21 protein-coding genes are annotated in these 23,225 nt (G+C 35.5%); 7 read left to right on the plus strand and 14 right to left on the minus strand.

Annotated features, from left to right (window positions below; all coding sequences use genetic code 11):
* Positions 1–102: 102 nt before the first annotated feature.
* From ACJTDF_RS04320 to ACJTDF_RS04345, 6 genes are all read left to right on the plus strand, one after another.
* Complete coding sequence (locus tag ACJTDF_RS04320; protein ID WP_407965110.1) at positions 103–1,416, plus strand: NAD(P)H-dependent oxidoreductase; 1,314 nt, start codon at positions 103–105, stop codon at positions 1,414–1,416.
* A 590-nt stretch (positions 1,417–2,006) separates the two neighbouring features.
* A complete protein-coding gene (locus ACJTDF_RS04325) occupies positions 2,007–2,927 on the plus strand; it encodes a siderophore ABC transporter substrate-binding protein (protein ID WP_407965111.1) in 921 nt (306 codons plus the stop codon).
* A 109-nt stretch (positions 2,928–3,036) separates the two neighbouring features.
* A complete protein-coding gene (locus tag ACJTDF_RS04330; protein ID WP_407965112.1) occupies positions 3,037–3,993 on the plus strand; it encodes an ABC transporter permease in 957 nt (318 codons plus the stop codon).
* Positions 3,986–4,936: an iron chelate uptake ABC transporter family permease subunit gene (locus ACJTDF_RS04335; RefSeq protein WP_407965113.1), complete on the plus strand. Its 951-nt coding sequence runs from the start codon at positions 3,986–3,988 to the stop codon at positions 4,934–4,936. Before ACJTDF_RS04330 ends, ACJTDF_RS04335 begins: the two co-directional genes overlap by 8 nt.
* Complete coding sequence (locus tag ACJTDF_RS04340) at positions 4,933–5,691, plus strand: ABC transporter ATP-binding protein (protein ID WP_407965114.1); 759 nt, start codon at positions 4,933–4,935, stop codon at positions 5,689–5,691. Before ACJTDF_RS04335 ends, ACJTDF_RS04340 begins: the two co-directional genes overlap by 4 nt.
* A gap of 560 nt (positions 5,692–6,251) precedes the next feature.
* Positions 6,252–6,614, plus strand: coding sequence for a hypothetical protein (locus ACJTDF_RS04345; protein WP_407965115.1), 363 nt, complete (start codon positions 6,252–6,254; stop codon positions 6,612–6,614).
* A 275-nt stretch (positions 6,615–6,889) separates the two neighbouring features.
* Here ACJTDF_RS04345 and fliQ read toward each other — a convergent pair whose 3' ends face one another.
* The 14 genes from fliQ to fliF form a co-directional block, all read right to left on the minus strand.
* The gene (gene fliQ / locus ACJTDF_RS04350; RefSeq protein WP_407965116.1) at positions 6,890–7,156 is read right to left on the minus strand and encodes a flagellar biosynthesis protein FliQ; all 267 of its coding nucleotides are present in this window, start codon (positions 7,154–7,156) and stop codon (positions 6,890–6,892) included.
* A 3-nt stretch (positions 7,157–7,159) separates the two neighbouring features.
* Positions 7,160–7,669, minus strand: coding sequence for a flagellar hook assembly protein FlgD (gene flgD / locus ACJTDF_RS04355; RefSeq protein ID WP_407965117.1), 510 nt, complete (start codon positions 7,667–7,669; stop codon positions 7,160–7,162).
* Positions 7,670–7,686: 17 nt separating this feature from the next.
* On the minus strand, positions 7,687–8,130 hold the full coding sequence (gene flbT, locus ACJTDF_RS04360; protein WP_407965118.1) for a flagellar biosynthesis repressor FlbT: 444 nt from the start codon (positions 8,128–8,130) through the stop codon (positions 7,687–7,689).
* A complete protein-coding gene (gene flaF, locus ACJTDF_RS04365; RefSeq protein WP_249675725.1) occupies positions 8,127–8,495 on the minus strand; it encodes a flagellar biosynthesis regulator FlaF in 369 nt (122 codons plus the stop codon). The genes flbT and flaF overlap by 4 nt, the downstream gene beginning before the upstream one ends.
* Before the next feature lie 17 nt (positions 8,496–8,512).
* Complete coding sequence (locus tag ACJTDF_RS04370) at positions 8,513–9,595, minus strand: flagellar hook-associated family protein (protein WP_407965119.1); 1,083 nt, start codon at positions 9,593–9,595, stop codon at positions 8,513–8,515.
* Positions 9,596–9,602: 7 nt separating this feature from the next.
* A complete protein-coding gene (gene flgK, locus ACJTDF_RS04375; RefSeq protein WP_407965120.1) occupies positions 9,603–10,973 on the minus strand; it encodes a flagellar hook-associated protein FlgK in 1,371 nt (456 codons plus the stop codon).
* A gap of 29 nt (positions 10,974–11,002) precedes the next feature.
* A complete protein-coding gene (locus ACJTDF_RS04380; protein WP_407965121.1) occupies positions 11,003–12,211 on the minus strand; it encodes a flagellar hook protein FlgE in 1,209 nt (402 codons plus the stop codon).
* A 195-nt stretch (positions 12,212–12,406) separates the two neighbouring features.
* Positions 12,407–13,102: a response regulator transcription factor gene (locus ACJTDF_RS04385; RefSeq protein WP_407965122.1), complete on the minus strand. Its 696-nt coding sequence runs from the start codon at positions 13,100–13,102 to the stop codon at positions 12,407–12,409.
* Positions 13,103–13,364: 262 nt separating this feature from the next.
* Positions 13,365–13,841, minus strand: a complete 477-nt coding sequence (locus tag ACJTDF_RS04390) for a transglycosylase SLT domain-containing protein (protein WP_407965123.1) — start codon at positions 13,839–13,841, stop codon at positions 13,365–13,367.
* A 49-nt stretch (positions 13,842–13,890) separates the two neighbouring features.
* Complete coding sequence (locus ACJTDF_RS04395) at positions 13,891–15,147, minus strand: flagellar hook-length control protein FliK (protein ID WP_407965124.1); 1,257 nt, start codon at positions 15,145–15,147, stop codon at positions 13,891–13,893.
* Positions 15,131–16,474 (minus strand): chemotaxis protein, encoded by a 1,344-nt coding sequence (locus ACJTDF_RS04400; RefSeq protein ID WP_407965125.1) that lies wholly within the window; start codon positions 16,472–16,474, stop codon positions 15,131–15,133. The genes ACJTDF_RS04395 and ACJTDF_RS04400 overlap by 17 nt, the downstream gene beginning before the upstream one ends.
* Entirely contained in the window at positions 16,471–17,625 is a 1,155-nt protein-coding gene (locus ACJTDF_RS04405) for a flagellar motor protein MotB (RefSeq protein ID WP_407965126.1), read from the minus strand. Before ACJTDF_RS04405 ends, ACJTDF_RS04400 begins: the two co-directional genes overlap by 4 nt.
* Complete coding sequence (locus tag ACJTDF_RS04410; RefSeq protein ID WP_407965127.1) at positions 17,622–18,383, minus strand: hypothetical protein; 762 nt, start codon at positions 18,381–18,383, stop codon at positions 17,622–17,624. Before ACJTDF_RS04410 ends, ACJTDF_RS04405 begins: the two co-directional genes overlap by 4 nt.
* Positions 18,384–18,397: 14 nt before the next feature.
* Complete coding sequence (gene fliF / locus ACJTDF_RS04415; RefSeq protein WP_407965128.1) at positions 18,398–20,062, minus strand: flagellar basal-body MS-ring/collar protein FliF; 1,665 nt, start codon at positions 20,060–20,062, stop codon at positions 18,398–18,400.
* Positions 20,063–20,410: 348 nt separating this feature from the next.
* On the opposite strand from fliF, the gene ACJTDF_RS04420 reads away from it, so the two are divergent.
* Positions 20,411–23,008 carry an autotransporter outer membrane beta-barrel domain-containing protein gene (locus ACJTDF_RS04420; RefSeq protein ID WP_407965129.1) on the plus strand — a complete coding sequence of 866 codons (2,598 nt, stop codon included), beginning with the start codon at positions 20,411–20,413 and terminating at the stop codon, positions 23,006–23,008.
* Positions 23,009–23,225: the final 217 nt, after the last annotated feature.

Genomic DNA, 23,225 nt, shown 5'->3' on the forward strand with positions numbered 1-23,225 from the left:
TGTTTAGAGCATCAACAACATAAAGTTTAAATGTCTCATAGAGAAACGCATTTATTAATAATAAAATGTTTTCTTAAAGAAAAATTTAAATAGGAAACAACAATGACCAGCAATATAAACCTAACAGGTTTAGCACGTGATTTGAAACAGCGTGCAGAAAGCTATAAACCCATTCGTATTGGACTAATTGGTTGTGGTGAAATGGGAACAGATTTATTATCTAGTATTACACATATGGACGGCATAACAATTGCAGCTGTTGCTAGCCGCACACCATCTCGTATTTTTGATGCCGCTGCATTAGCCTATGGAGAAGAAGGCCATGTATGTGAAGTTGAAAACACTACTGCCTTAACCCAAACTATTGAAAAAGGCTTAATTGCTGCTACTAATGATTTAGACCTTGTCTTACGCCATGAGCAAATTGACATTATTGTTGATGCAACAGGTCATCCTGAAGCAGGTGCAGAAATTGGTTTCAAAACACTTAGCAACAATAAACATCTTGTCATGATGAATGTGGAAGCTGATGTTACAATTGGTGCTTATCTCAAGTATGAAGCAGATAAACGAGGTCTTATTTATACACTTGGTGCTGGTGATGAACCGACATCTTGTATGGAACTCATTGAATTTGTATCAGCACTCGGGCATAAGATTGTTGCAGTAGGTAAAGGAAAAAATAATCCACTTATTTTAGATGCCACTCCTGATGAGTACGAAGAAGAAGCCAGAAAACGCAATATGAATGTTCGTATGTTAGTTGAATTTATTGATGGATCTAAAACAATGGTTGAAATGGCAGCAATTGCTAATGCGACAGGACTTCTTCCTGATTGCCCAGGAATGCATGGCCCTAATGCTGCACTCAAAGATTTAAATAAAGTACTTATTCCAAAACAAGATGGTGGCATTTTAAACAGATGCGGTGTTGTAGATTATTCAATAGGTAAAGGAGTTGCCCCTGGTGTTTTTGTCATTGCAGAAATAGCACATCCACGTTTACGTGAACGTATGGAAGATTTAAAAATCGGTCAAGGACCTTACTTTACCTTTCACCGCCCCTACCACTTAACTGCAATGGAAGTTCCACTTACCTGCGCACGCATTATGTTGTATGGTAAAACAGATATGGCACCACTTAAACAACCAGTTGCCGAGGTTTGTGCTGTTGCTAAAAAAGACTTATACCCTGGTGAACAATTAGATTTTATAGGTCTTTACAGCTATCGTGCTTGGACAATGAGCGTTGAAGAAGCACGTGCTCATCAAGCTATCCCTTGTGGACTTCTAGAAAAAGCAACGGTTACAGCTGCAATTAAAAAGAATGAACTCATTACAATACACAATACAACTATTCGCGAAAATCAATGGATTGCACAACTGCGTAAGAAACAAGATCTCTTACTACATTAAATATTCTCCTCGTATAAGCCATACTGTCCATTTAAAAGTACTAAATCGCATAAAATAACCCAGATAAATAAAAAAAGAAACTAAATCACTCCTTAGTCTCAAAGAGAAAAACATTGCTTATTCTTTTTAAATCAAAGCATTTAATAACCACAAATTCTTTTAGTCACTCATTCTTTTAAAAGAACGAAAATATTAACAAGCCTTAATCAATAAAAGAAATAAAATTATAAACAATCTTATAAACCCTCACTCTTTTAAGTATCAAATTCGCTTTGCAGATCATGCTCACAAATCATATGAAATAAAAGGAAGGAAACAACTTTTGTGAAAAAATAAAAAAATCATAGCTACGCTTTATCAGCTCACTCAATAGTTTTCTGTAAACTAACCATAAAAAGTTTGTACAACATAAAAAATACAAAACAAATTTAATCCTTGATTGACATTGAATTATACACTAAACATTACATATCTTAGATCATTTTGATAACGTAATGTGTTCTTGCTGTATATTTATTGTGTAAAAAACTTAATATAAGGATCTTGATCCTAAAATTTTAAAAATGTTTTTTAAAGAAAAGGACAAAATAATGATTGTTAAACGTATAATAAAGGCAGTTTCTATTTTAACTGTAATAATGAGCTTTATAACCGCGGCGTGGGCAAATCTAACAGTTGAACACGCTTCAGGCACAACTTCTGTTCCTAACAACCCTAAAAAGGTTGTGTTTTTTGATCTCGCATCGCTTGATAATGTAAATCGTTTAGGCATTAATACTGAGGTTGGTGTTCCTGAAGGAAAAAAACCTATATATTTGCAACATTTCGATGATGCAAAATATGAAAAAATTGGTACTTTCTTTGAACCTAATTATGAAAAAATCGCTGCTTTTCAGCCTGACCTTATTATTATTTCTTCAAGAACGAAATCTAAATATCACGATTTATCCAAAATCGCTCCAACGATTGATTTGACAGTAGGGTATGAAAATGCTCTCCAAAATATTGAACGGAATATCACCATTCTTGGAAAAATTTTTGGTAAAGAAAAAGAAGCGGAACGAGAAATTGCAATGCTCAAAGAAAATTTAGCAATGGTTCGTAAAAGCACGGAGGGAAAAGGTACAGGACTCGTTCTGATGACTTCAGGTGGAAAAATAAATGCTTTGGGTCCAAAATCACGCATAGATATTATTCATACTAACTTTGGAATCGCTGCTGCAACTGATAAAATAGTTGTGCATAAACATGGACAACCTATTTCTCCTGAATTTATTCTTGAAACCAATCCTGATTGGTTATTAGTTATTGATCGCGATGCCGCAATTGGACGGGAAGGAAAATCTGCAGCAGAATTGTTAGACAATGAACTTGTTCACCGCACAACTGCTGGGAAAAAAAATCAAATTATTTACCTAGATTCCTGGAGCTGGTATCGTGCAAGTGGTGGTTTAACTGGACTTAATGAAGCAACAAAGCAAATCAGCAAAGCTTTTACAGAAAGTAAATAAGAACGGTTAAATATAAAATAACTTGCTCATTATAAAGTAAGATTTAATAACAGAAGTTTTTATATTATTATACCAGAAAGCTTCTGTTATTTAAAAAAAAGAATTTGATGTGACAAATTATTGGATAGCCATAGCGATCATTGCAATATTTTCTGCTTGTAGCATTTTTGTTGGTTATTCTGATATGACACTTGCTAATTTATTATCAGGCGATTTAAAAGCGTGGCTTCTTTTTTGGCAAACGCGTCTTCCCCGAACAATTGCAGTACTCTTGACGGGTATGTCACTTGCTCTCTCAGGAACGATTATGCAATTGTTAACACGTAATCGCTTTGTCGAACCTTCAACCGCTGGAACAGTTGAATCCGCATCACTCGGCATCCTTTTCGTTATGATTTTTATTCCTGACATACCTGTACTTGGAAAAATGGTTGTTTCCACAGCCTTTGCCATGATTGGTACATTAATTTTTATGTTTTTATTATACAAGGTTCCTTTAAAATCTGTTCTCATCGTACCGCTTATAGGAATTATGCTGGGATATGTTATTAATGCCCTAACAAATGCTATTGCTGATCATGAAATGCTTCTTCCTTCTCTTCAAGCCCATTTGTTTGGTAGTTTTTCAATGATTATTGATGGGAAATATGAACTTTTATGGTTGTCTTTTCCTTTATGCATTCTTGCTTATTTTGCTGCCCATCACTTTACTGTAGCTGGCCTTGGGGAAGATTTGACGAATAATCTTGGTCTTAATTACCGTATTGTCATGTTTTTTGGGCTCTTTATCGTTGCATCAATTACCGCTTTGGTCACTTGTACAGTTGGTCGTATTCCTTTTGTCGGATTGATTATCCCAAATCTTATCTCAAATTTCATGGGGGACAATATGCGTCATAGTGCTCCCTGGGTAATGATTAGCGGTGCTGGACTGGTACTAGTCTGTGATCTTTTAGGACGAGTCCTTCACCATGATTTTGAAATTCCTATCAGTACTGTAATGGGTGTCATTGGTAGCTTTGTTTTTATCATACTACTTTTACACTGGAGGCAGCGTCTTGGATAGAAAAAAAACAACTATACTGATATTGACAGCACTGACCATAATGGCGTGTGTCATGAGTAGTCTGTATATGTTATGGAATATAACTATTTTTACATGGAAATTTCGTTTCGCAAAACTTGTTTCTCTTCTTCTCATTGCTTATACAATTGCTATCTCTACTGTTTTATTTCAAACAGTCATTAATAATCGTCTTTTGACACCTTCAATCATGGGATTTGATCAACTTTATATTTTAATCAAAACCGTTATTCTTTATTCTCTCGACTCTCTTTCTCTACCATTCCTAAATGAAGAAGGGCAATTAATTCTTGAAGCTCTTATTCTTATTATTTTTTCAACAAGCCTCTTTCGCTGGTTATTCTCAGGAAGCGTTCAAGGTCTTCATCTAACTTTATTGATTGGTGTCGTTTTTGGTGGATTTTTTTTCAGCTTACGCATGTTTATGCAATTACAACTGAATCCAGATCAAATGATGAATTTGACAGATATTATGTTTGCAAATTTTAATAAATTCAATACATCATTAATTGGCTTTGCTACAATCATTGTTTTCATCGTAAGCTTGATCGGATGGCGTTTACGTCACTTACTTGATGTTCTTTCTCTTGGACGCGAAGCTGCTCTTAATCTTGGCGTTGATTATCACAAAAGTGCTACAGCTATTCTTATTTTTATCTCTATTCTTGTATCGATTTCTACCGCACTTGTTGGACCAGTCACTTTTTTTGGATTATTAGTTGCCAATCTTTCTTATGAGCTTTCACCTCAAGCAAAACACCATGTTGTTGTACCTATTACAATATTATTAGCCATAATTTCTTTAGTAAGCGGACAATTTATTTTAGAACAAATCTTGAACATGGGAGGACGACTAAGTTTCATTATTGAATTTTTTGGTGGTATCGTCTTTTTAACTCTATTGATGAAGGGACAATTAAAATGATTGAGATCAATCATCTTTCCAAAACCTATGGAGCTAAGACGGTTATTGATAATTTATGCCTTCATTTACCAGAGGGAGGAATTATTTCTCTTATTGGTCCTAATGGCTCAGGAAAATCAACCCTTTTGATGATGATTAGACGCCTTCTGCCGATTACTAAAGGCACAATTAATGTCGATGGCTTTGATATTCAAACGACATCATACGATATTTTAGCTAAAAAACTCTCACTTTTACGTCAAGATAATCCTTTATCTGTTCGCCTAACAGTTCGTGATTTAGTCAGTTTTGGGCGCTATCCTTATTCTAAAGGTCGATATAACAATGAAGATAAACAATTTATCAATAGTGCTATTCAATATCTTGGTTTAAAAAACTTAGAAACGCGCTTTTTAGATGAACTGTCTGGAGGACAGCGTCAACGTGCTTTTATTGCAATGGTCATTTGTCAAAATACTAACTATTTTTTATTAGATGAACCATTGAACAACCTCGATATGAAACATTCCGTTTCCATGATGAAGCAACTACGCCGTGCAGCCAATGAATTAAAAAAAACCATTCTTCTTGTTATGCATGATATTAATTTTGCCTCATATTACTCAGATTTGATTGTCGCAATCAAAAATGGCAAAGCTGTTTATTGTGGGAGTCCAAAAGAAATTATCCAGCCTAAAATTCTTAAAGACATTTATGATATGGATATTCAAGTTACAACCATCAATGATGTACCTATTGCTCTTTATTACCAATAAAAAACTTTTCTTTAAAACTCGCATACTCTTCAAAATTTTCTAAAAAAGTAAAATTTGAATATTGAGTAATAGTAAACTCTGATACCATCAATCTTGGAACAAATCCAAATTCTAAAAAATTTAATAAAATTAGTAATTTACATTTTACACTCAGAAATCTTGATCTTTTTTTTCTTCATCTGACTAATTTTTCTCGATCCTGAAATTTTGTAATCATTAAAATAGCAACCCTAATGACAAAAAAGTAGCAATACCATTTCAAATAATCTGCTAATTGTTATTTCAAAAATAGAAGACAGTGTTACAAAAAACAAAACAGGTATACGTAAACAAATTCTAATTCGGTCATTTTTTATACAAAGAAATTAATGTTACATGACTCCTGAATATTTATAAAATGAACATTCAGATTTTCTCTTAATATTCTTAATCTAAGTGCTTTATTTATGTATCCTTTTCCCATATTACCTATTAGCTGCTTGATTTTATGAAAAAAATCGATTACCTTCGTGTAGTTTTTATGAATCATTAAATAGTTAATGCAATGAGGGGTAATGATTATGAAGCCAGAGAAAGTTACTTCAACAATGCGTTTTACAACACCAATATCGCCAGTAACATTTTCTAAAAATGAAGTGCGATCAACTCAGAAATTTACAAAAATGGCTCCTGTTGTTGAACCCATGCCCCATTATCCTCTTTCAGCAAATATCTCTGATATGCTTACGCATATTAATGAGATTATACGTCAGAAAATAATGAAACCAGTCACAAACTATGATGATTTTTTCTTTTTAAATGCTGCAGAAAAGTATAAGAAGCAACCAATGCAACAATATGAAATGATAAAGAAAGAAGAGTTTCCTACAGCACAAAGAACAGATGGGGAATTAATTGCGGTAGAGAAAGAAAGTGCTGCATGAATATATGTGAAATTTGCAGAGTGATAATTGAATTACAATAATCAGTGTGAAATAAGTAATTATTGTTTATAAAAACAAAAAGGGTTTTTCAAAAAAATTTAATGCGTGTCTTACAAAGAATTTTCTAAAAAATTTGTAATAGTATTATATTTTATTTGTGCAATAACCGTAATAATTTAGCTTGTACAAGAAAGCCTATCAATTAATAGCTTTACATATGCGGGTATAAGAAAAAAATATTCTAGTATCTTATGATACACTTTTAACAAAAATCTCTAAAATCCCGTTTCTATTCGATTATAAACCAATTGTGTGAAAGCGTAAATCTGTCCTCCAACAAATGGAGCTGTAAATGCTAACACTAAAAAAATAATAATAATTTTAGGAATAAATGTCAGAGTCATTTCCTGAATTTGTGTCAGTGCTTGAAATAAAGCAATAATAATACCTGCAGACATTGCAGCAAAAACGGCTGGACCACTAGCAGTTAAAACAGTCCATATAGCCGCTGTTACCATATCAATAGCATCAGCTTCATTCATACTCTAAAGCCTACCAACATAAGATTTACGACCATCAGCTTCACTTTTATCACCATTTTCACCAGGTTTATCACCCTCTATATCAGGTTTTTCAGCCATAACTTTAACACCTGGACCAATAACAACTTTTTCACCATTGTCCAATGTCGCAACTATACCATCACTATAAATATCAACAGAAACTACATATCCTTCAATAACTGTGTCTTTTTCATCTGTAAATTGAATATATTTGCCAACATATCCCTCTGCCCCGTTGATTGATCCATTAGAAAGCATCTGGGCAAGCGTCTCATTCATTTTTATAGCTTGTTCAACAGATGAAAAACTTGCTAATTGCGCCACAAATTCTGTTGAATCCATAGGCTTTGTTGGATCTTGATTTTTCATCTGTGCTACCAACAGCTTTATAAACGTATCATAATCTACATTCTTCTTTGCTCCAGCCATTTCCGGCTGTCCACCACTATCTTGAGAATAACTTCTAAGAGCACTAACCGCGTCCAATGCCATATCACACCTCGTTAATATTATATTCCAACTTGCCTTACATTCATACTTGTCGAATTTGTTGAAGACATTTTACCCATAATTTGTGCTTCTTTCTGAAACAAACTACGGAGAACTTTTAATACCTCAAAAATTTTATTTTGCTCAGTTAAATAAATACATTCCTTTAAACCTTTCAAAAGGTCACAATCAGTAAAAGTTTGAAGTAATTTTTTTAACAGATCAACAAACACAGTTAATGCTTTCTCCGCTTCATTTGGATTAATCAACATAAGCTGAGCAGAAAAATAAAGCTGTTTAAGAGGGGTATCAGTATCTTCAACTTGTAAAACATGCCCTTCTAAAAGAAAAGTCGCATCATTCAATAACTCAAAAGTTACTTTACGATCCACCCGTAATACAGCACCATTAAGAAAGATCCTTTCATTTGGTTTGAGTGTCAAATGAATTGTTTTCTTGCTCATTCACATATCTCCGCATTTTCTGCTAAACCATCACGAATAGATTCAGAGATCTCAACAAGAACATCAAAATCAGTAATCTCTCCTTCATCTAATTTTTGAATTTCTTTTAAAATAAAAAAACCAATAGAAATGAGAGATGCTTTCAATGCCTGTGGTAAAGCATTTGCTGCTTGCCCAAGATCTTCAATAAGAATAACCCAAAGCTTTCGAGCGAACTGAACTGCATCCTTAGCTTCACACGTACCAGGACCTTTCGCTTTTGCAGCTAAAAGAAGCTTAATACAGCGATCAAACAAAAACCGTTCACGCTCACGAGCGCTCATTGCATCATCTTCCATGATATCTTCATATCGCATTTGATACATTAAACAGCTTAACCTCTTTATTTTAAATAATTAATAAGACTTAATCGTCTTATCATATCTGTCAAAGTATAAGAAGCTTCTAACATAGCCTCCAAAGCTTTGACTTTTTGAGCGACCTCTGCCGCATCAACACCAATCATATTAATTTGTGCTCCTTTGAGAAGACCTACTTGAGTTTCAATTTGTTGCGTAGCCGCTTTCACCCTTGCTTCTGTACTTCCCACTTTAGAAGCTGTTGTAATAATTTTATCCACAGCACTGCTTGTAGATGTATCATCAGCAGACACTCGTGCTCTTGAAAAGAGACTTTCTTGTGCTTCTTTTGATAAACCGATATCACCAAATTCTGCGACTAAAATCAGATTTTTCATAGCGTCACGGAAACCTTGTTCATTAGCACTTACCGCAGCATCTACCTTATCACCATTGGGTGCAATGTGTTTCTCAATAGAACCATCCTGAGCATTTGAAAAAAATTCCTTAAAATTCTCTTCATTAAATAAATCGCTAAAGGGCCCATCAATAAATTCTTCCATCTCTTCGCTGGTGAGATCTTCTAGTCTTCTACCATTTAGAAAATTCTCAAACGTCTCTTGCACAATTTTACTGGGACCCGTTTCACCACCTACTTTATAAAACTTTAACGGTGGTTCACTCGTATTTATCCCACCAAATACATACTCACCATTAAAATTGGTATTTAAAGCCGAAATAAATGCACCCAAAGCATTTTGGGCAACAGCTTGCGCTGCAGATGGTGTTACACTTCCTGCATCACCTACAAGCATATTATTAAAAATAGTCAATGCCCCTGGCGTTCCTTCTTGATCACCTGATGCAATTAAACTTTGAATCGCAACCTGCACAGAAGATAGTCTTAATGAAAGAAGTTTATTGCTCGTACTATAACCTTCGAGATAACTCATCTGATTCTCAATATCCATTAAGCGTCCTGTTTTATGCCCCAATGTAAGACCTGGATCATACACCTGTCCAGTAGCCATTTCATAGCCCGCTTTCATCAAATCAGACTGTCCTTCAGAAATTATATTACGCCGTGCATTGTTTAAAACATATGTCGAAATTGAAGAAACTCTCACTTTACACCTACCTAACTGCTGCTAGAAGATCATCTAACATTTTACCAACCGTACTGATAATACGAGAGGTTGCTCCATATGTCTGCTCTAATTGTAACATCAAAGCTAATTCATCATCCGTATTAACACCTGTTGCATTGGATAATGCCTCAGCAGCATGCAAAAACATTGCACCCTGATATCTAGCTTCTTTGTCTGCATTTGACCGTAAACCTTCAAGCCAACCTACTGAGTTTTTACCAAAATCCATAATTGACTGCTCTGGATCCAAACCTGTACCCGTTCCAAATTTCTGTTTTTTATTAAAAGCATCTACTAATTCTTGAAGATTATCACCAAAATGTTCTGGACCACCATCCTCTGTTTTGCTGTCAAATATAGGATTCAGTTGTATTCTTCCTGCTAAACCCTCAAGAGCACCGATCTGACCACTCGGCTGATCTCCATCTAAAAATAAAGAAGGGGGGCCAGGAAACATCTGCATCAAAGCATTTGCTATTTCGTCTAACTGCTTTTGATATTGTGGTATAATATCATCACGTAGCTTCAATAAACCGCCAAGATTACCTCCTCCATTAGGATCAATAAAAGATGAATGACCTAAAGGGACACCATCAATGAAAACCTGTTTTCCAGAAATACCAGGTGGCAAAGAAGTACTGAATTGAAACGATACTGTCCGTGGTATTTTATCGTACAAAGTACTGCCATCCATACCATAAATGGACATTGTTCCATCAGAATGATTAACTGTATTGATACCAATTTCTTGAGATAACTCTTTTAAAATAGCATCTCTTTGATCCATATAAACACTATCATCTCGATTTGCATTTCTCTCCTGCACTACAAGCTGATCAAGTTCATGAAATTTTTGCAACAAATCATTGATGTAATTAACAGAATCTTCAATGTCACTATTCACATCATTACATAATTTCTCAATTTCACGATTTCCTGCATTCAACCCTTTGGCCAAATCACGAGCACGGTCAACTGCTGCTTCTCCATTAGAACGCTGTTGTGGATCATTAGCATACAACTGAAGTGCTTTTTGAAATTCACCAAGCAATTTAGAAGGTGAATTTGAAAATTTATCCGCTCCATAAATATCAGATAAACGATTAAGCCCATTAGAAAGACTGCCAGCAGCAGCAGCTTCGCTTGCTTTGACCAAATAATTATTCAATAAATGGATATCACCATCACGACGCACAACAACATGAACCGCTCCCCCCGGCCCCGATTCTAAATATGAAGTGCGGCGCGTATAATTCGGATCTCCTGCTCTCACGACATTACGCGAAACAGTATCAAGTCGACCTGTAGTTGCTTTTAGCGAGTTTCGGGCTGAGTTAAGTGCTAAGTTAAGCGACATAATCTTATCCCCTTTTGATTGTGTTTACATTATCGTTTCAAATTAACAATAACATCCATCAACTCCGAACCCGTTTGAAATACTTTGGAATTCGCTGTATAATTCCGTTGCGCTTCAATCATATCTGTCAGTTCATCGCCCATATCAACGTTTGAATCCTCCAAATAACCAGAAGATAGAGTACCAAAGACACCATCACCAGGACGCCCCATCATTTGAGCTCCCGTCTGACTATTAGTTTCAAAAACAGAACCACCTAAAAAAGTTAAACTTTCTGGTGAAGCCACAGTCGTCATGCCTACGTACCCAATAATTCGCGTTTTTTGATTGGAATACATAACCTCAATTTCACCATTTTTACCAAAGGTGAAACCATCAAAGGCACCCGACTCCATACCATCTGCTTCCGCTTCAAAAGCAAATAAATTGCCCTTTTGCGTCACCAGGGAATCTGCCCCCACCCCGCCAAAATTAACATCAACCTCAAAAGTTTCCCCTTCACTATCTGGTAATGTTAATCTAAATTCTTCTGTAGGCTCTATAAGATTTCCTTCTTTATCAAAGTTAAACTCTGTAGAACCAACTTTTTCTCCGTTAGAATAAGCATCAACAACCCACTTATTTTCAGCGGTTTTTCTCATATAGAAATCAACCTGAACCTTTTTACCTTGGCTGTCATAAGTTGTCATTGACTTTTTCTGACTATAACTTTTAGGATCATCAGGATCAATTTCACCATCCTCCGGCTCCACAACCTTCGCACTCGCATTAAAGTTTGCTTTAAAATCAATTTTCGTCGTCGCTTCAGGACCGAATAAATCGGTTGGACCACCTTTAATCTGGATTCTTTCTCCATCTTCATTTAAAAGATAATACCCTGCAGTATTACGAAGATACCCATCCTTATCGCGTGTAAAAGACCCTGCACGCGTTAAAAATTCTTTTCCATTTTCATCTGCAACACGAAAAAAGCCACTTCCATGAATCATCACATCACCAGAACGACCTGTTGCATGCGCCGGACCACTAATCGAAATATCATGACCAATATGGCTCTTCACTCCACCAGGAACATAAGCATATTGTCCTGAAGGCGTTACATAATTAGAAAACTGAACATTCGTACGTTTATACCCGACTGTACCAACATTAGCGACATTGTCAGCCACACCAGACAGCCGCGTTCCCTGAGCGTTCATACCAGAAACACCAGTACGCATCATTCCATAAATACCCATATCATCTCCTATGATTTTTAGCCTATAACACTACCATAAATAAACTTCCTTGCGTGAAGCTTTTGCTTAAATGTTTTGATAAAAATAAACTACATGATCATAAAAAAAACATAATTTATCTTTATAGATCCGGATTAGATTGAAACGTTAATGTGAAGTGTATTTTTTAAAGTCAGAGGAGGTCGTTGTATAAGTTTAATCTAAGCGATTTTTAATTTGTAAACTGTAACCGAGGAATCTTTTTGAGTCTATGATGTCATAGCCGAGTTTTGCTTTTAGTTTTTTGCGGAGTTTGCTGATGTGGCTTTCAATGACATTTTCTTCTATTGTATCATCAAAGATTCCGTAGACAGCGTTAAATATTTGTGTTTTGTTAACGCGTCTACCAGGGTTTGTTGTTAGGTATTCAAGAATGCGACGTTCTCTCCGTGGAAGGGGGAAGTTTACTCCGTTAATTTGTGGGTCTCGTCCGTCATTAAAAACGCTAATAGGGCCAATTTCGATTGCTGTATTTGTTCCTCGTATATCGCTCCCGATTCGTCTCCGAATAGCAGCGATTCGCGCTAAGATTTCACGGACGTGGATTGGCTTACGAATTACATCGTCGATACCTGATTGAAAAAGTTCTATCGTGTGCTCTAAAGCATTTGTTTCTGTTAAGGCTAAAATTGGGGTTAAGCTATAATTCCGAATTTCTTTCGGTAATTCGATTTGGTTTTTACATTTTCCTAAAAGAATTGCTTCAATTGAGGATATTTCACTATCTGAGGCGGTTGAGATCCATTCACTAAAATCAGAAGGAGGTAAACCTGTTGCAGCAACTCCTTCGCGAGAAAATAAGGTAGCATAGCCATCTGTTACCAATTTACGGTCATCTACTACAACAATCATAAGCACTCACTCAGCAATTTAGAACTAAAATTAAAATACATACGCAGGAAAATCTACATATTACTAAATTTATACAACTTTAATTTTTAAAAACACAAGTTATTTTTACGATTTATTATCCATAAAAACACAATTGCTATCTTTAGTTGTATTTTTTTGACACAAAAACATCTTTTGGTTGTTTTTTAAGTTGCTGTTATTTCAAAATGACACAAAATTTCATTTTTTTATCAAAATGATTCACTGTTTTTGTCATAATGATTCATGAGACTCCTTCACAAAATGCTCGAGAATTAGAAGTCCATCGACCAAACCCGCTAGCAATCATGTTACGCATCACACGACATACATAACGCTTTTGAGCTGGATCATTATTAGGTCCTGCATGGTAACGTGCAACTGCCATAGTCCAGCTGCCTTCTTTTTGGTATAATTTTTTTAAAAAGCGCGCAGCATAATCAACATTAAGACGAGGTTTTAACATTTCTACAACAGAAAAAAAATTTTTACCGTGGTAATAATAATTAATTTGCATACAACCTATATCAATGAATTTCGCTCCATAACGCTTAGCATTTTTAAAGATATGTAAAGCTTCCGCTTGATTTTTTGCAAAAACAGCTTTGCCATCAATATTCAATGCATAAGGTTGGAGCGATTCTTTATGGCCTGTCTCTGTTAAACCAACTGCATATAATATGCCTAGCGGTACACCATAGCGTTTAGAAGCAGAAATCATTTCTGCTTCACAAATATTCTTAGCTACCGCACAATTTAATATTATAATGCTATACGAGCAACCGATAAGAAGTGCGTGAGGAAATATCTTCAAGAGGAATATCCAAAAATGATGCATCTGACAAAGAAAATTGCTTGAAAAATTGCTTTGATTCATTTTTTCCATTCTGTTTATTATCACCAAACGCTTGATGTTGACCATCAAAATGTTGTCCACTATTATCTTGCTCTATTTGTAAAGATTGGTTTTGTGGAACAACTTGGGCACTTTTATCAACAACACTAATTAATAAATGACCACCATCATGAACATGTGCCTTTTCTAAAACATATGATAACATCTGCTGATTGCTGATTAAAAGACGCGCTGTTTCCCGATGTTGAGTACATAATTCAATATGAAGCCCTTGCGCAGTCATTCTCACTTTTGCATCAACTGTCCCAAGCTCTACGGGTGTGAGTTTTAAATGCAGAATCGTTACATCCCCAACCTTTTTATTACACGTAATATCAACACCACTTAACTGCATCATAAAATCAGGCTTTTCTTCTTGAAAAATAAGCCTATTCCCTATTTCTAAATTCTTAAGAAATTGAGCTTTTTCTATCTCCATACCCACACGTAGAGTCAAGGATTCACTTCCATGTGCAAAATTTTGTGTACTATACTGTGTTATTTTTTGTTGTGTAAGAAAATGTTTGTCGATTGCTTTAACTTGATTTTTTTCTTCAACGGCACATTCTTTTTGAATATCTGCAACCAACTGATCTTGTATATCACCATTTATAGAAGCTATAGTGCTCTCATTTTTTATATACTCATTAACTTTTTCTCCAATTTTTCCTTGCTTTATAAACCTCTGCACCAAATAAAGTGGATTCAAAAAATTTTGAAGAGAAATATTTTCTTTATTGTCAATATAATTATGCTTTGCTTTTTGCAATTTTTTCTCAAAAGCTTTAATTACATTTTGTTCCACAATTTCTTTTGATATTTCCAACTCTACAATTTTATCTAAAGAATCCTGTTCCATAACTTCATTTAAATACTCTACATCATCATCTAGAATTGTCTTTTTTACAGACTCTCCTAAAGCTTCTTTCCCCATATACATAAGCGAAGAATCTTCATGAAGATTTTTATCTTGCACAAATTTACTTTGTTTAAGCAACGTATCAAACGTTTTAGGTAGTTGATTATCTGCACAATCTTCTGATTGAGCTGCAACTTTATCTGCTGTAGTTTTACTTATTGTAGCCATTTGTACAGAAAGGAGACCATACAACCCATCAGCGTTTATCATCATTTTTGTATCCTAATAATTGGTCGACTTCGTTTATCTTTTCTCGTGTATGTTGAATAAACTGTTTTATTTCTGTTTCTATAGGAGATGTTGTGTTTTGTTGTTTAGCATCTTTTTCTAAGTTTAACTTCAATTCTTCATAACTTTGCGGTTGTAATGCAACTTGTGCCTTTTTCTCTTTCAGAATACCCAACGGAAAAGAAACAACTCTTTGCGCGACAGCTTGTGCAGCAATAAATAAAAAACGATCTTTTTCTGATAAGTCTTTGTAGACGATATTTTGTATCATCTGTAGAGCTTCTTCTGCAGCGATTGAACCAGCAAGACTCATAGCGTAATATAGACGTGCGGACGTATCATCTACACTGATCTCACGTGCTAATGCCAAAGCTTTCTGAGCACTTATTTGCGCTTTTTCCATACGTGCATCAATTAACGCAGCACGACTCACTGCCATATATGCCATAAACCGCACTTTTGTCGGTGCATAGACAAGCAATGTTTCCAATTGCTCAATACTTAATTTTTCATCAACCCGCAATATAGCGGGAATAAACTCATGCCAAAAGTCACAAGCATAAGGTGATTTCCCAAAACGATGCGCATAATGACGAGTTAATAAAGCCATAAGATCTATTTCGCCAAGTATTGATGCAACTTTTAGTTCTCGACGAATAGCCCCCTCTTCAAATAAAGTTCCTGGAGCAAAAAGCCTTACTTGATCTAGTTTATTCAAAGCTAAAACAGGATCTTTTTCTATAATATTAACAACTGTAGAAAGCACAATAGATGCAAATAAAGCAGGAGGAATAGATTGAACATCTTTTTCAGTTAATTGTGTATATGCCTTTAAAAAAGCGTTTTTTTTATGAGATGCATACGCCGAAGCAACCTCTATTACATTTTGCGAAATCACTCCCTTCCCATATTTCTCTAGGATGCTTTGCACTACTCGAGGATTTCCACCATTAAAAAGATAGATCAATAACGCATAAAGATTATTCTTATCTTTCCAAACACTAGAATCAAAAGTTAAAAATTTATCACCAATTTCTCCCAAAAGCTGCAGTTGTTTTTGCAGGTCCTCCTCTTGTCCTGATATAATTTTATCTTGTAAGTTTTGTAAAGAACGCACAAGATTTACCGGCTCAGAGACAATAATTTTTGATAATATAGAGGGCTCTTTAATTTCACGCTCTGCCTGTGCAACAAAAACTGCCTGAGAATCCCTTCCTATCTTTTGTAAAAAAGCTCTACCCTCTTGTATAAAAATTCCTTGAAAGACCACAAAAGATAGAAAATAGACATAGTATGTCTTTCTCACAATCATGGTGTTTTTTCCTTTTCAAAAACTGATTTGTCTTGTATAGACCCCTCAAAAGAAGACGTTCCTAATGTCGACTTTTCCTCTATTTGTTCACCTTTTGGATCTCGTATAAAAATGGATATACGCCGATTTTCAGCAGCATATGGATCCTTTTTATTTTTCAAATCCCGATCTGCATAACCTTCAACACGCAAAATTCGTTTTTCATCCAAACCACCACGCACCAACATATAATAAGCCATCTGTGCACGTGCTGTCGAAAGTTGCCAATTATCATAAACAGTACTACGATAAGGCCGCGCATCAGTATGCCCACTAATCACTATATCTCCCTGATGTTTTGCAATAATTCCTGCCATGCTACCAATCAAATCAACAGTCCGCGCCGTTGGAACAGACAGACCAACTTTAAACATTTCATATTTCGGCTGATCCATTAATTCAATCATAACTCCTTCTTTAATCGGCTTCACATAAACCAATATATCACTATTTGTCCCTTCTATTAAATCTGTTAAGTCTTTTACAAGAGCACGTGAATTCTCAGAAAAATTATTTTCTTGTGTGGATTCTTTTACCAGTGTTTTTTGCTTTTGGTTTTTTCTTTTTTGAGAAGAATCAATATTTTCTTTCCAATAATATGGAGAAAAAGGATCATGATTCTTTGTTCCTAATTGTAAATTTTCTTGAGAATCACCAGCTCCCTGCCCTACAAGATCCCCTTGTTTGAACTGCTGTTCAGCAGGATTTTGTGCGGAGTATTCTGATTGAACAATCTTTTCCAATCCAGGATAAGGATTGAGCATTAATTCTGCTTCCTCCGTAGCATTTAACTTTTCTGACTGAGTATCATCTCTACGCTCTTGATCAAGAGAACTTTTTTTATCTTGTCCAATATCATTATGTTGAATACCACGTTTACTTGTTTGAGGATCTACGAGTTTGATTGGATTAAAATAGTTTGCGATAGCTTCCTTTGCCTCATCATCCTGAACGTTAACAAGCCACAAAACGAGAAAAAGCGCCATCATTGCTGTCATAAAATCGGCATAAGCAATCTTCCAAACACCACCATGATGATCATCATGATCTCCATGTCTCGCACGACGAACAATAATAATTTCAGAAGAAGATTGTTGATCATCAGATTTCATTGTATCAACTCCTTCAACGTCATCAACAATGGAGTAAGCTGTGTAGCAATAACCATTTCACCGCGATGTAAACGTATCTCTGTACTTTTGGTCGGTTGAAATTCAAATTGAGACGCATCAAAATCACGCTGCTTTTTGAGTTGTTCAAATAATTCTTCATTCCCCTCAAGGACTAAAGGTTTCTCTGCACCAAGAGCCTGATCTACCATTTTTGTAGCAAATTCCTGAAGTGCTTCTTCTGTAATTTTTTCACCAATGAATATGGAAAGAACCTGTGCAATTTCTTGAGAAATTTCTTGACGTAAATTAGCAAAATCTTTTGTTAATTGACGCTGTACATTAGCTCCTAGCGATTCAACAAAACTTTGTTTAACCGCTTCAATAGCTTTTGTATGCTCTTCTTCCATACATTTTTTTTCCACTTCAAACTGTTTTTGCAATTTTTCTGTTGTCTCTTGCACAGCTTGATCAACAGCCTCCTTTCGGGCTGCTTCAACATCAACAACGCCTTCAGAAGAAAGATCGAAAGATAATATCTCTTCCATATATTCTTTTGCAAACTCAATGTTGGATGATGCAAAATCTTCCTGCTTCTCGCTATTATACATGAGTTCACTTTCATCATCAGAAGGCAAAATCTCTATATCCTCAGGAGAAATATAGCGCGATGAAAAATCACTCAGAAAAGAAGATAACGGAAGACTTACTTGTTTTTCAAGTTTTTCACCTATTTGTTCCATTCCATTTACCACTTCCATTTAACATTTCACTTCTACGCAGCCATAGTTGTATTGGTATCATTGACCCATTCACGTAAAACTCCAGCAAAACGTTCTTCATCCATTGCAATCATTTGCTCAAGACGATTCTGTGGTGGAACACGCATACGATTGCGCAAATTGTTAAGTGTATCATTATTTGTCCCTGTAACGCTACCGAATTCTGCATTAGCTTGATATTGGTGTTCCAAAGCAGGTATATTTCCAAGACCAGCTACAGTACTTTCATTATTTTCAAGTGCCTTTTTCCCTTCCCGCATTTCACGCATCAAAGGACGCACACCTAAGAATAAAATCAACAAAACAGCAATCACTAAAGCAACTCCATTGATCAAACCAGATGTATAACGTGACAATGATTTCCAAATAGGTGCTTGAACAGGTGCCATATCGGACTCAGAATGACCGACGAAATCAACGGCTGTAACATTAATAATATCCCCACGTTTTGGATCAAGACCTGCTGCCGTTGCTACCATCTGCTGGATACGGTTTACTTCATCATTAAGAGCATTTTCAGAGGTTGGCTTTGTACCATCTGGAAGAATCAAACGCGCACGATCTACCACGATAGCAACAGCTAATTTCTTCACACTATAACCATCACTAACTGTAGAGATAGTCTTAGAGTTAATTTCATAATTAGTGGTTTCTTCACGGCGATCTTTTTTATCCGTTGATCTTTCTCCACCACCATTAGCAATTTCTTCTTGCGGAATATTTTGTTCTACACCAACAGCATCACTATTGCGATTATTTTCGCTATCAGCTTGATCACGCACAGAACGCACAGAACGTACAACTTGTGATTCTGGATCAAAAACGGTTTCATTCGTTTGACGGCGATCTGTATCTAAAACAACTTGCACACTGGTTTGAAAATGATCAAGACCAAGATAAGGAACCAATTGTTTACGAATATTCGCGTCAATTTGCGAAGCAACCTGTTGCTCAAGAGATGCCATCATTATCGGAGCTCCATTCATTGCATCCACTCCAGAAGCAAGCAACTGTCCACGCGTATCCATTACTGTCACTGAGCTTGCTTCAAGTGAAGGAACAGCTGCCGCTACTAATTGACGAATAGACTGAGCAGATTCAACTGCAAAACCACTATTAGTACGAATTACAACAGAAGCAGTAGGCTTCTGATTAGCCTTACGAAATGATCCTTTATCTGGTAAAACAATATGGACACGTGCTGCCTTTACACCTTGTACAACTTGAATCGTCCGTGCAATTTCACCTTCTAAAGCACGTTGGCGTGTAATTTCTTGCATAAAAGATGTAAGCCCTAAAGACCCCATATTATCAAACAATTCATATCCAGCATTATTTGATGTTGGCAGTCCTTTTTCAGCAAGGAACATTCGTGCTTGCTCTGCTTGCCCTACAGGAACCTGAACAACACTACCATCAGAAGAAACATCAAAAGCAATCCCCGCTTCACCCAATGCCATTCCCATTCGATTCACATCATCACGAGAAAGACCAACATAAAGTGTTTCATAAACAGGACGTGTTAAATAAAAGCTAGAAAACAAAATTGTTCCAAACAAAGTTAATCCAACCATACCAAGCGCAATAAGGCGCTTTACTCCTAGTTTATGAAGAGCATTTCCAGAAGAAGAAAGAAAAGCCAAAAATTTATCAAACATAGATTTGCACCATTATTATTGAATAAGAAAATCTCACGTAAAACTAAAGAGAAACAGCTGTTTCCCCACTCCTACTGCTTAAATCATAAAAAACAAAACTTGCGTGAAAATGATGCCTGCTTTTGATAGAAAAGCTCACGATATGAATATATCATGGATTTATTTAAAAGTAATGTTTCGCTATCATTTCATTATTTTTATTAACTACACATAATTTAGACATAATTTACATTAGAATCCTTTTCTTGATATTTTTATTTTGTTAATTTATACTTTATTCATGAGTCTAAAATGAGCTTTAAATGTATAAGAAATTTATTAGTGTGTTCCACATTTATCAGTTTTGGAATGTTCTGCCAAACACATGTAAGTTACGGTAATAAAACCGATGCTGCGAATTATTACAAAATTTTAAATGTAATAAGTGGTACAAGCCATCAAAGTTTTTCTATTGACGGTAACAATATCATGACTGTGGTAGAAAAAGGTACCATCAAACCAACTGATTATAGTACTGCTGTTCTCCTTAAAGGAGAAGGAAATAGGTTTAAGTTAGGTGATGTACGAATCGAATCAGAATACACGGCTCTTTCTACTATAAAAGCGGACAATATTATCATAATGGAAAAAGGCTCTATTCTAAATCAGCATGGAGCTTCTGCGCAAGCAAGTGGTATTAACAGTATAATCGAATTAGGTAATGTAGAAATTAATTCTGGCGTAACAGGTCTTTATACTGGAAATAACGCTACCATCACAATGAAAAAAGGTTTGATCACAACAGACGGCTTTGCTGTGCAAGCTGCGGGTTATAATAGTATGATTAAATTAGGTGATATACAAATCTCAGGAAAGAGTGGAGGTATTAGTGCTGATAAAAACAGCATCGTTACAATGGAAAAAGGCTCTATTAAGGGGGAAACAGGTGTATATATTGAAAATGGATCCATGATTGAAGTAAATAATGTACAAATTGAAGCAAAAAGAAGAGGTGTTTCCATTGTAAATGGAGGTACCTTCATAATGAATAAAGGCTTTATCAAAGCGAAAGGAGAGGGTGTAGAGATTTTTCAATATTTAAAGAGTGAAACAGATAAAAAACTCGCAGGAATTTTCCAGAAAAGAGCTGAAATTAAATTAACTGATGTATGTATCGAGTCAGAAACAGCTGGTATTATAGCTTCCTCTTATAGCAGTTTAATTAACTTTAATCTTAAAAATTCAGAAATACGTTCTAATGTTCTAATAGAAAAAAAATATCCCCTGCGTAATTTTACATTAAATGCAGATCACTCAATTTTAGAAGGGGGTGCCTTGATTAATGTACAGGAAGGTACTCGAATAGTCTTTAATCTGAGCAATGGTACAGTATGGACACCAAAAATCAGTAAAAAAGAAATAACTCATCAGGAAACGACTAGTATTCATACTTATTCATACTCTTCTGTTTCTATGCTTAATCTTGATAACAGTACCATTGTTTTTGACAAACCAACAGATGACCAATATCAGGTATTACATGTAGGACCTTTGATAATAAATGCGGATTTTTCTGCTATCAACAACCCAGAAATAATCTATAATGCAAAAGGTGGTGCAAAAATTTACTTCAATACTGACTGGAGTAGTGAGCTTCCAACAAAAGAGCAAAAAACAGATCGACTTGTAATTAATGGTGGCGTTTCAGGAACAACGACAGTTTATGTCAACGATATCAAGGGAAAGACGCAAACAACAGAAAATACTTCTATTCCTGCGAATAAACGCGGAGTCTCACTCATCCAAGTTGCTGGAGAAGCAAATAAAGACTCCTTTAAACTAGCAAATGGTTACACCACAATAAATAATTCTCCTTATAAATATACTCTTAATGCCTACGGTCCTGAGGCTTCCTCTCGCGATGCAAATCAAAATATGTTTAATCCATCGCAATCATATTGGGATTTCCGTTTGCAAAATGCCTATCTTGACTCTCAATCAAAAGTGAAAGCTCTTGTACCACAAATGGCTAGTTATTTGGTTATGCCAAATGCTTTATTCTCTGCTGGTTTTTCTGATATGAATCAGCAAAATGCATCTCTACGGACAATGTCATTAGCCAATGAAAACAATAAGAAAAATGCTTTCTTCTTATCCTCTTATGGCAATACAGCGACTTTATCATCCAACCATACTGCTCTCGAGTATGGTTACGGAGCTGATCTTCGCTATAATGCTCTACAAATAGGTGTTGCATTAGGTGCTCTGGAAAATCAAAATACTACAACAAATTTTGGTTTGTTAGGCACTTATGGACAAGTATCTTTCACGCCAAAAGACATGGAAGGTGCTGATAAGAGTACGCTTGATAAATGGTCAATCTCAGCTTTCGGTAGTATACAGCATCGGAACGGCTTATACCTTGACACACTCCTTTCCTATGGCCTTGTGAAAGGACATATTAAAGTAGCTAATATCGGTAATGTTGCAAAATTGAGTGATGCAAACACATTGAGTGCCTCTGCAACCATTGGTCAACAATTTTCAACCGGTGTTGAAGGACTAGTCTTTGAACCACAAGCACAGCTTGCTTATCAACGTTTGATGTTTGATAGCATTTCAGACAATGATAACCTTGAAATCGATATGAATAATCCTAATCAATGGTTAGTTCGTATTGGTGGACGTTTAACCAAAACTGTCACTGCAGCAGAAAACGGTTATGCCGTTTCCCTTTATGGAAAATTAAACATGATTAAAGCTTTTGGTGATAGTGAAACAATACAGGTAAGTGGTTATGATTTCCATCTTGATCCTATGGGCTCCTCTGTTGAAGGTGGTGTAGGAATTAATGCACAATTAAATAAAAAGATCGAATTGCATGGTGATATCAGCCACCAGCACAAACTTCAAAAAGCAGGTATATCAGCAACCTCTTTCTTAGGTGGGGTACGTTATCGTTTCTAAAACAATACTGATATTAACTTAGATATAAAAGGCAGTATAAAATACTGCCTTTTATTTTTTTCCCTCCCTTAAAGAGATAAAAAATATTAAATCTTCTTTATATCTTATTTCTTTGATTGGCTCTTCTCCATCATTCCATCATTTTTATAAAAATAAAACACTTATCAGTATTTTAAATTTTAGCTCATAATAATTCTATATCTTATCAAGATTATAT

The sequence above is a fragment of the Bartonella bennetti genome, from assembly GCF_045945445.1.
GTDB lineage: Bacteria > Pseudomonadota > Alphaproteobacteria > Rhizobiales > Rhizobiaceae > Bartonella.

What these genes read in the sequence shown, in the direction of transcription:
- flbT (WP_407965118.1), bottom strand. Translation starts at nt 8,130, where the DNA reads ATGAGCAAGAAAACAATTCATTTGACACTCAAACCAAATGAAAGGATC.
- ACJTDF_RS04385 (WP_407965122.1), bottom strand. Translation starts at nt 13,102, where the DNA reads ATGATTGTTGTAGTAGATGACCGTAAATTGGTAACAGATGGCTATGCT.
- ACJTDF_RS04380 (WP_407965121.1), bottom strand. Translation starts at nt 12,211, where the DNA reads ATGGGTATTTATGGAATGATGCGTACTGGTGTTTCTGGTATGAACGCT.
- flaF (WP_249675725.1), bottom strand. Translation starts at nt 8,495, where the DNA reads ATGTATCAAATGCGATATGAAGATATCATGGAAGATGATGCAATGAGC.
- ACJTDF_RS04400 (WP_407965125.1), bottom strand. Translation starts at nt 16,474, where the DNA reads ATGATTGTGAGAAAGACATACTATGTCTATTTTCTATCTTTTGTGGTC.
- fliQ (WP_407965116.1), bottom strand. Translation starts at nt 7,156, where the DNA reads ATGAATGAAGCTGATGCTATTGATATGGTAACAGCGGCTATATGGACT.
- fliF (WP_407965128.1), bottom strand. Translation starts at nt 20,062, where the DNA reads ATGTTTGATAAATTTTTGGCTTTTCTTTCTTCTTCTGGAAATGCTCTT.
- ACJTDF_RS04320 (WP_407965110.1), top strand. Translation starts at nt 103, where the DNA reads ATGACCAGCAATATAAACCTAACAGGTTTAGCACGTGATTTGAAACAG.
- ACJTDF_RS04340 (WP_407965114.1), top strand. Translation starts at nt 4,933, where the DNA reads ATGATTGAGATCAATCATCTTTCCAAAACCTATGGAGCTAAGACGGTT.
- flgD (WP_407965117.1), bottom strand. Translation starts at nt 7,669, where the DNA reads ATGGCATTGGACGCGGTTAGTGCTCTTAGAAGTTATTCTCAAGATAGT.
- ACJTDF_RS04410 (WP_407965127.1), bottom strand. Translation starts at nt 18,383, where the DNA reads ATGGAAGTGGTAAATGGAATGGAACAAATAGGTGAAAAACTTGAAAAA.
- ACJTDF_RS04345 (WP_407965115.1), top strand. Translation starts at nt 6,252, where the DNA reads ATGAAGCCAGAGAAAGTTACTTCAACAATGCGTTTTACAACACCAATA.
- ACJTDF_RS04325 (WP_407965111.1), top strand. Translation starts at nt 2,007, where the DNA reads ATGATTGTTAAACGTATAATAAAGGCAGTTTCTATTTTAACTGTAATA.
- flgK (WP_407965120.1), bottom strand. Translation starts at nt 10,973, where the DNA reads ATGTCGCTTAACTTAGCACTTAACTCAGCCCGAAACTCGCTAAAAGCA.
- ACJTDF_RS04390 (WP_407965123.1), bottom strand. Translation starts at nt 13,841, where the DNA reads ATGATTTCTGCTTCTAAACGCTATGGTGTACCGCTAGGCATATTATAT.
- ACJTDF_RS04420 (WP_407965129.1), top strand. Translation starts at nt 20,411, where the DNA reads ATGTTCTGCCAAACACATGTAAGTTACGGTAATAAAACCGATGCTGCG.
- ACJTDF_RS04395 (WP_407965124.1), bottom strand. Translation starts at nt 15,147, where the DNA reads ATGATGATAAACGCTGATGGGTTGTATGGTCTCCTTTCTGTACAAATG.
- ACJTDF_RS04405 (WP_407965126.1), bottom strand. Translation starts at nt 17,625, where the DNA reads ATGAAATCTGATGATCAACAATCTTCTTCTGAAATTATTATTGTTCGT.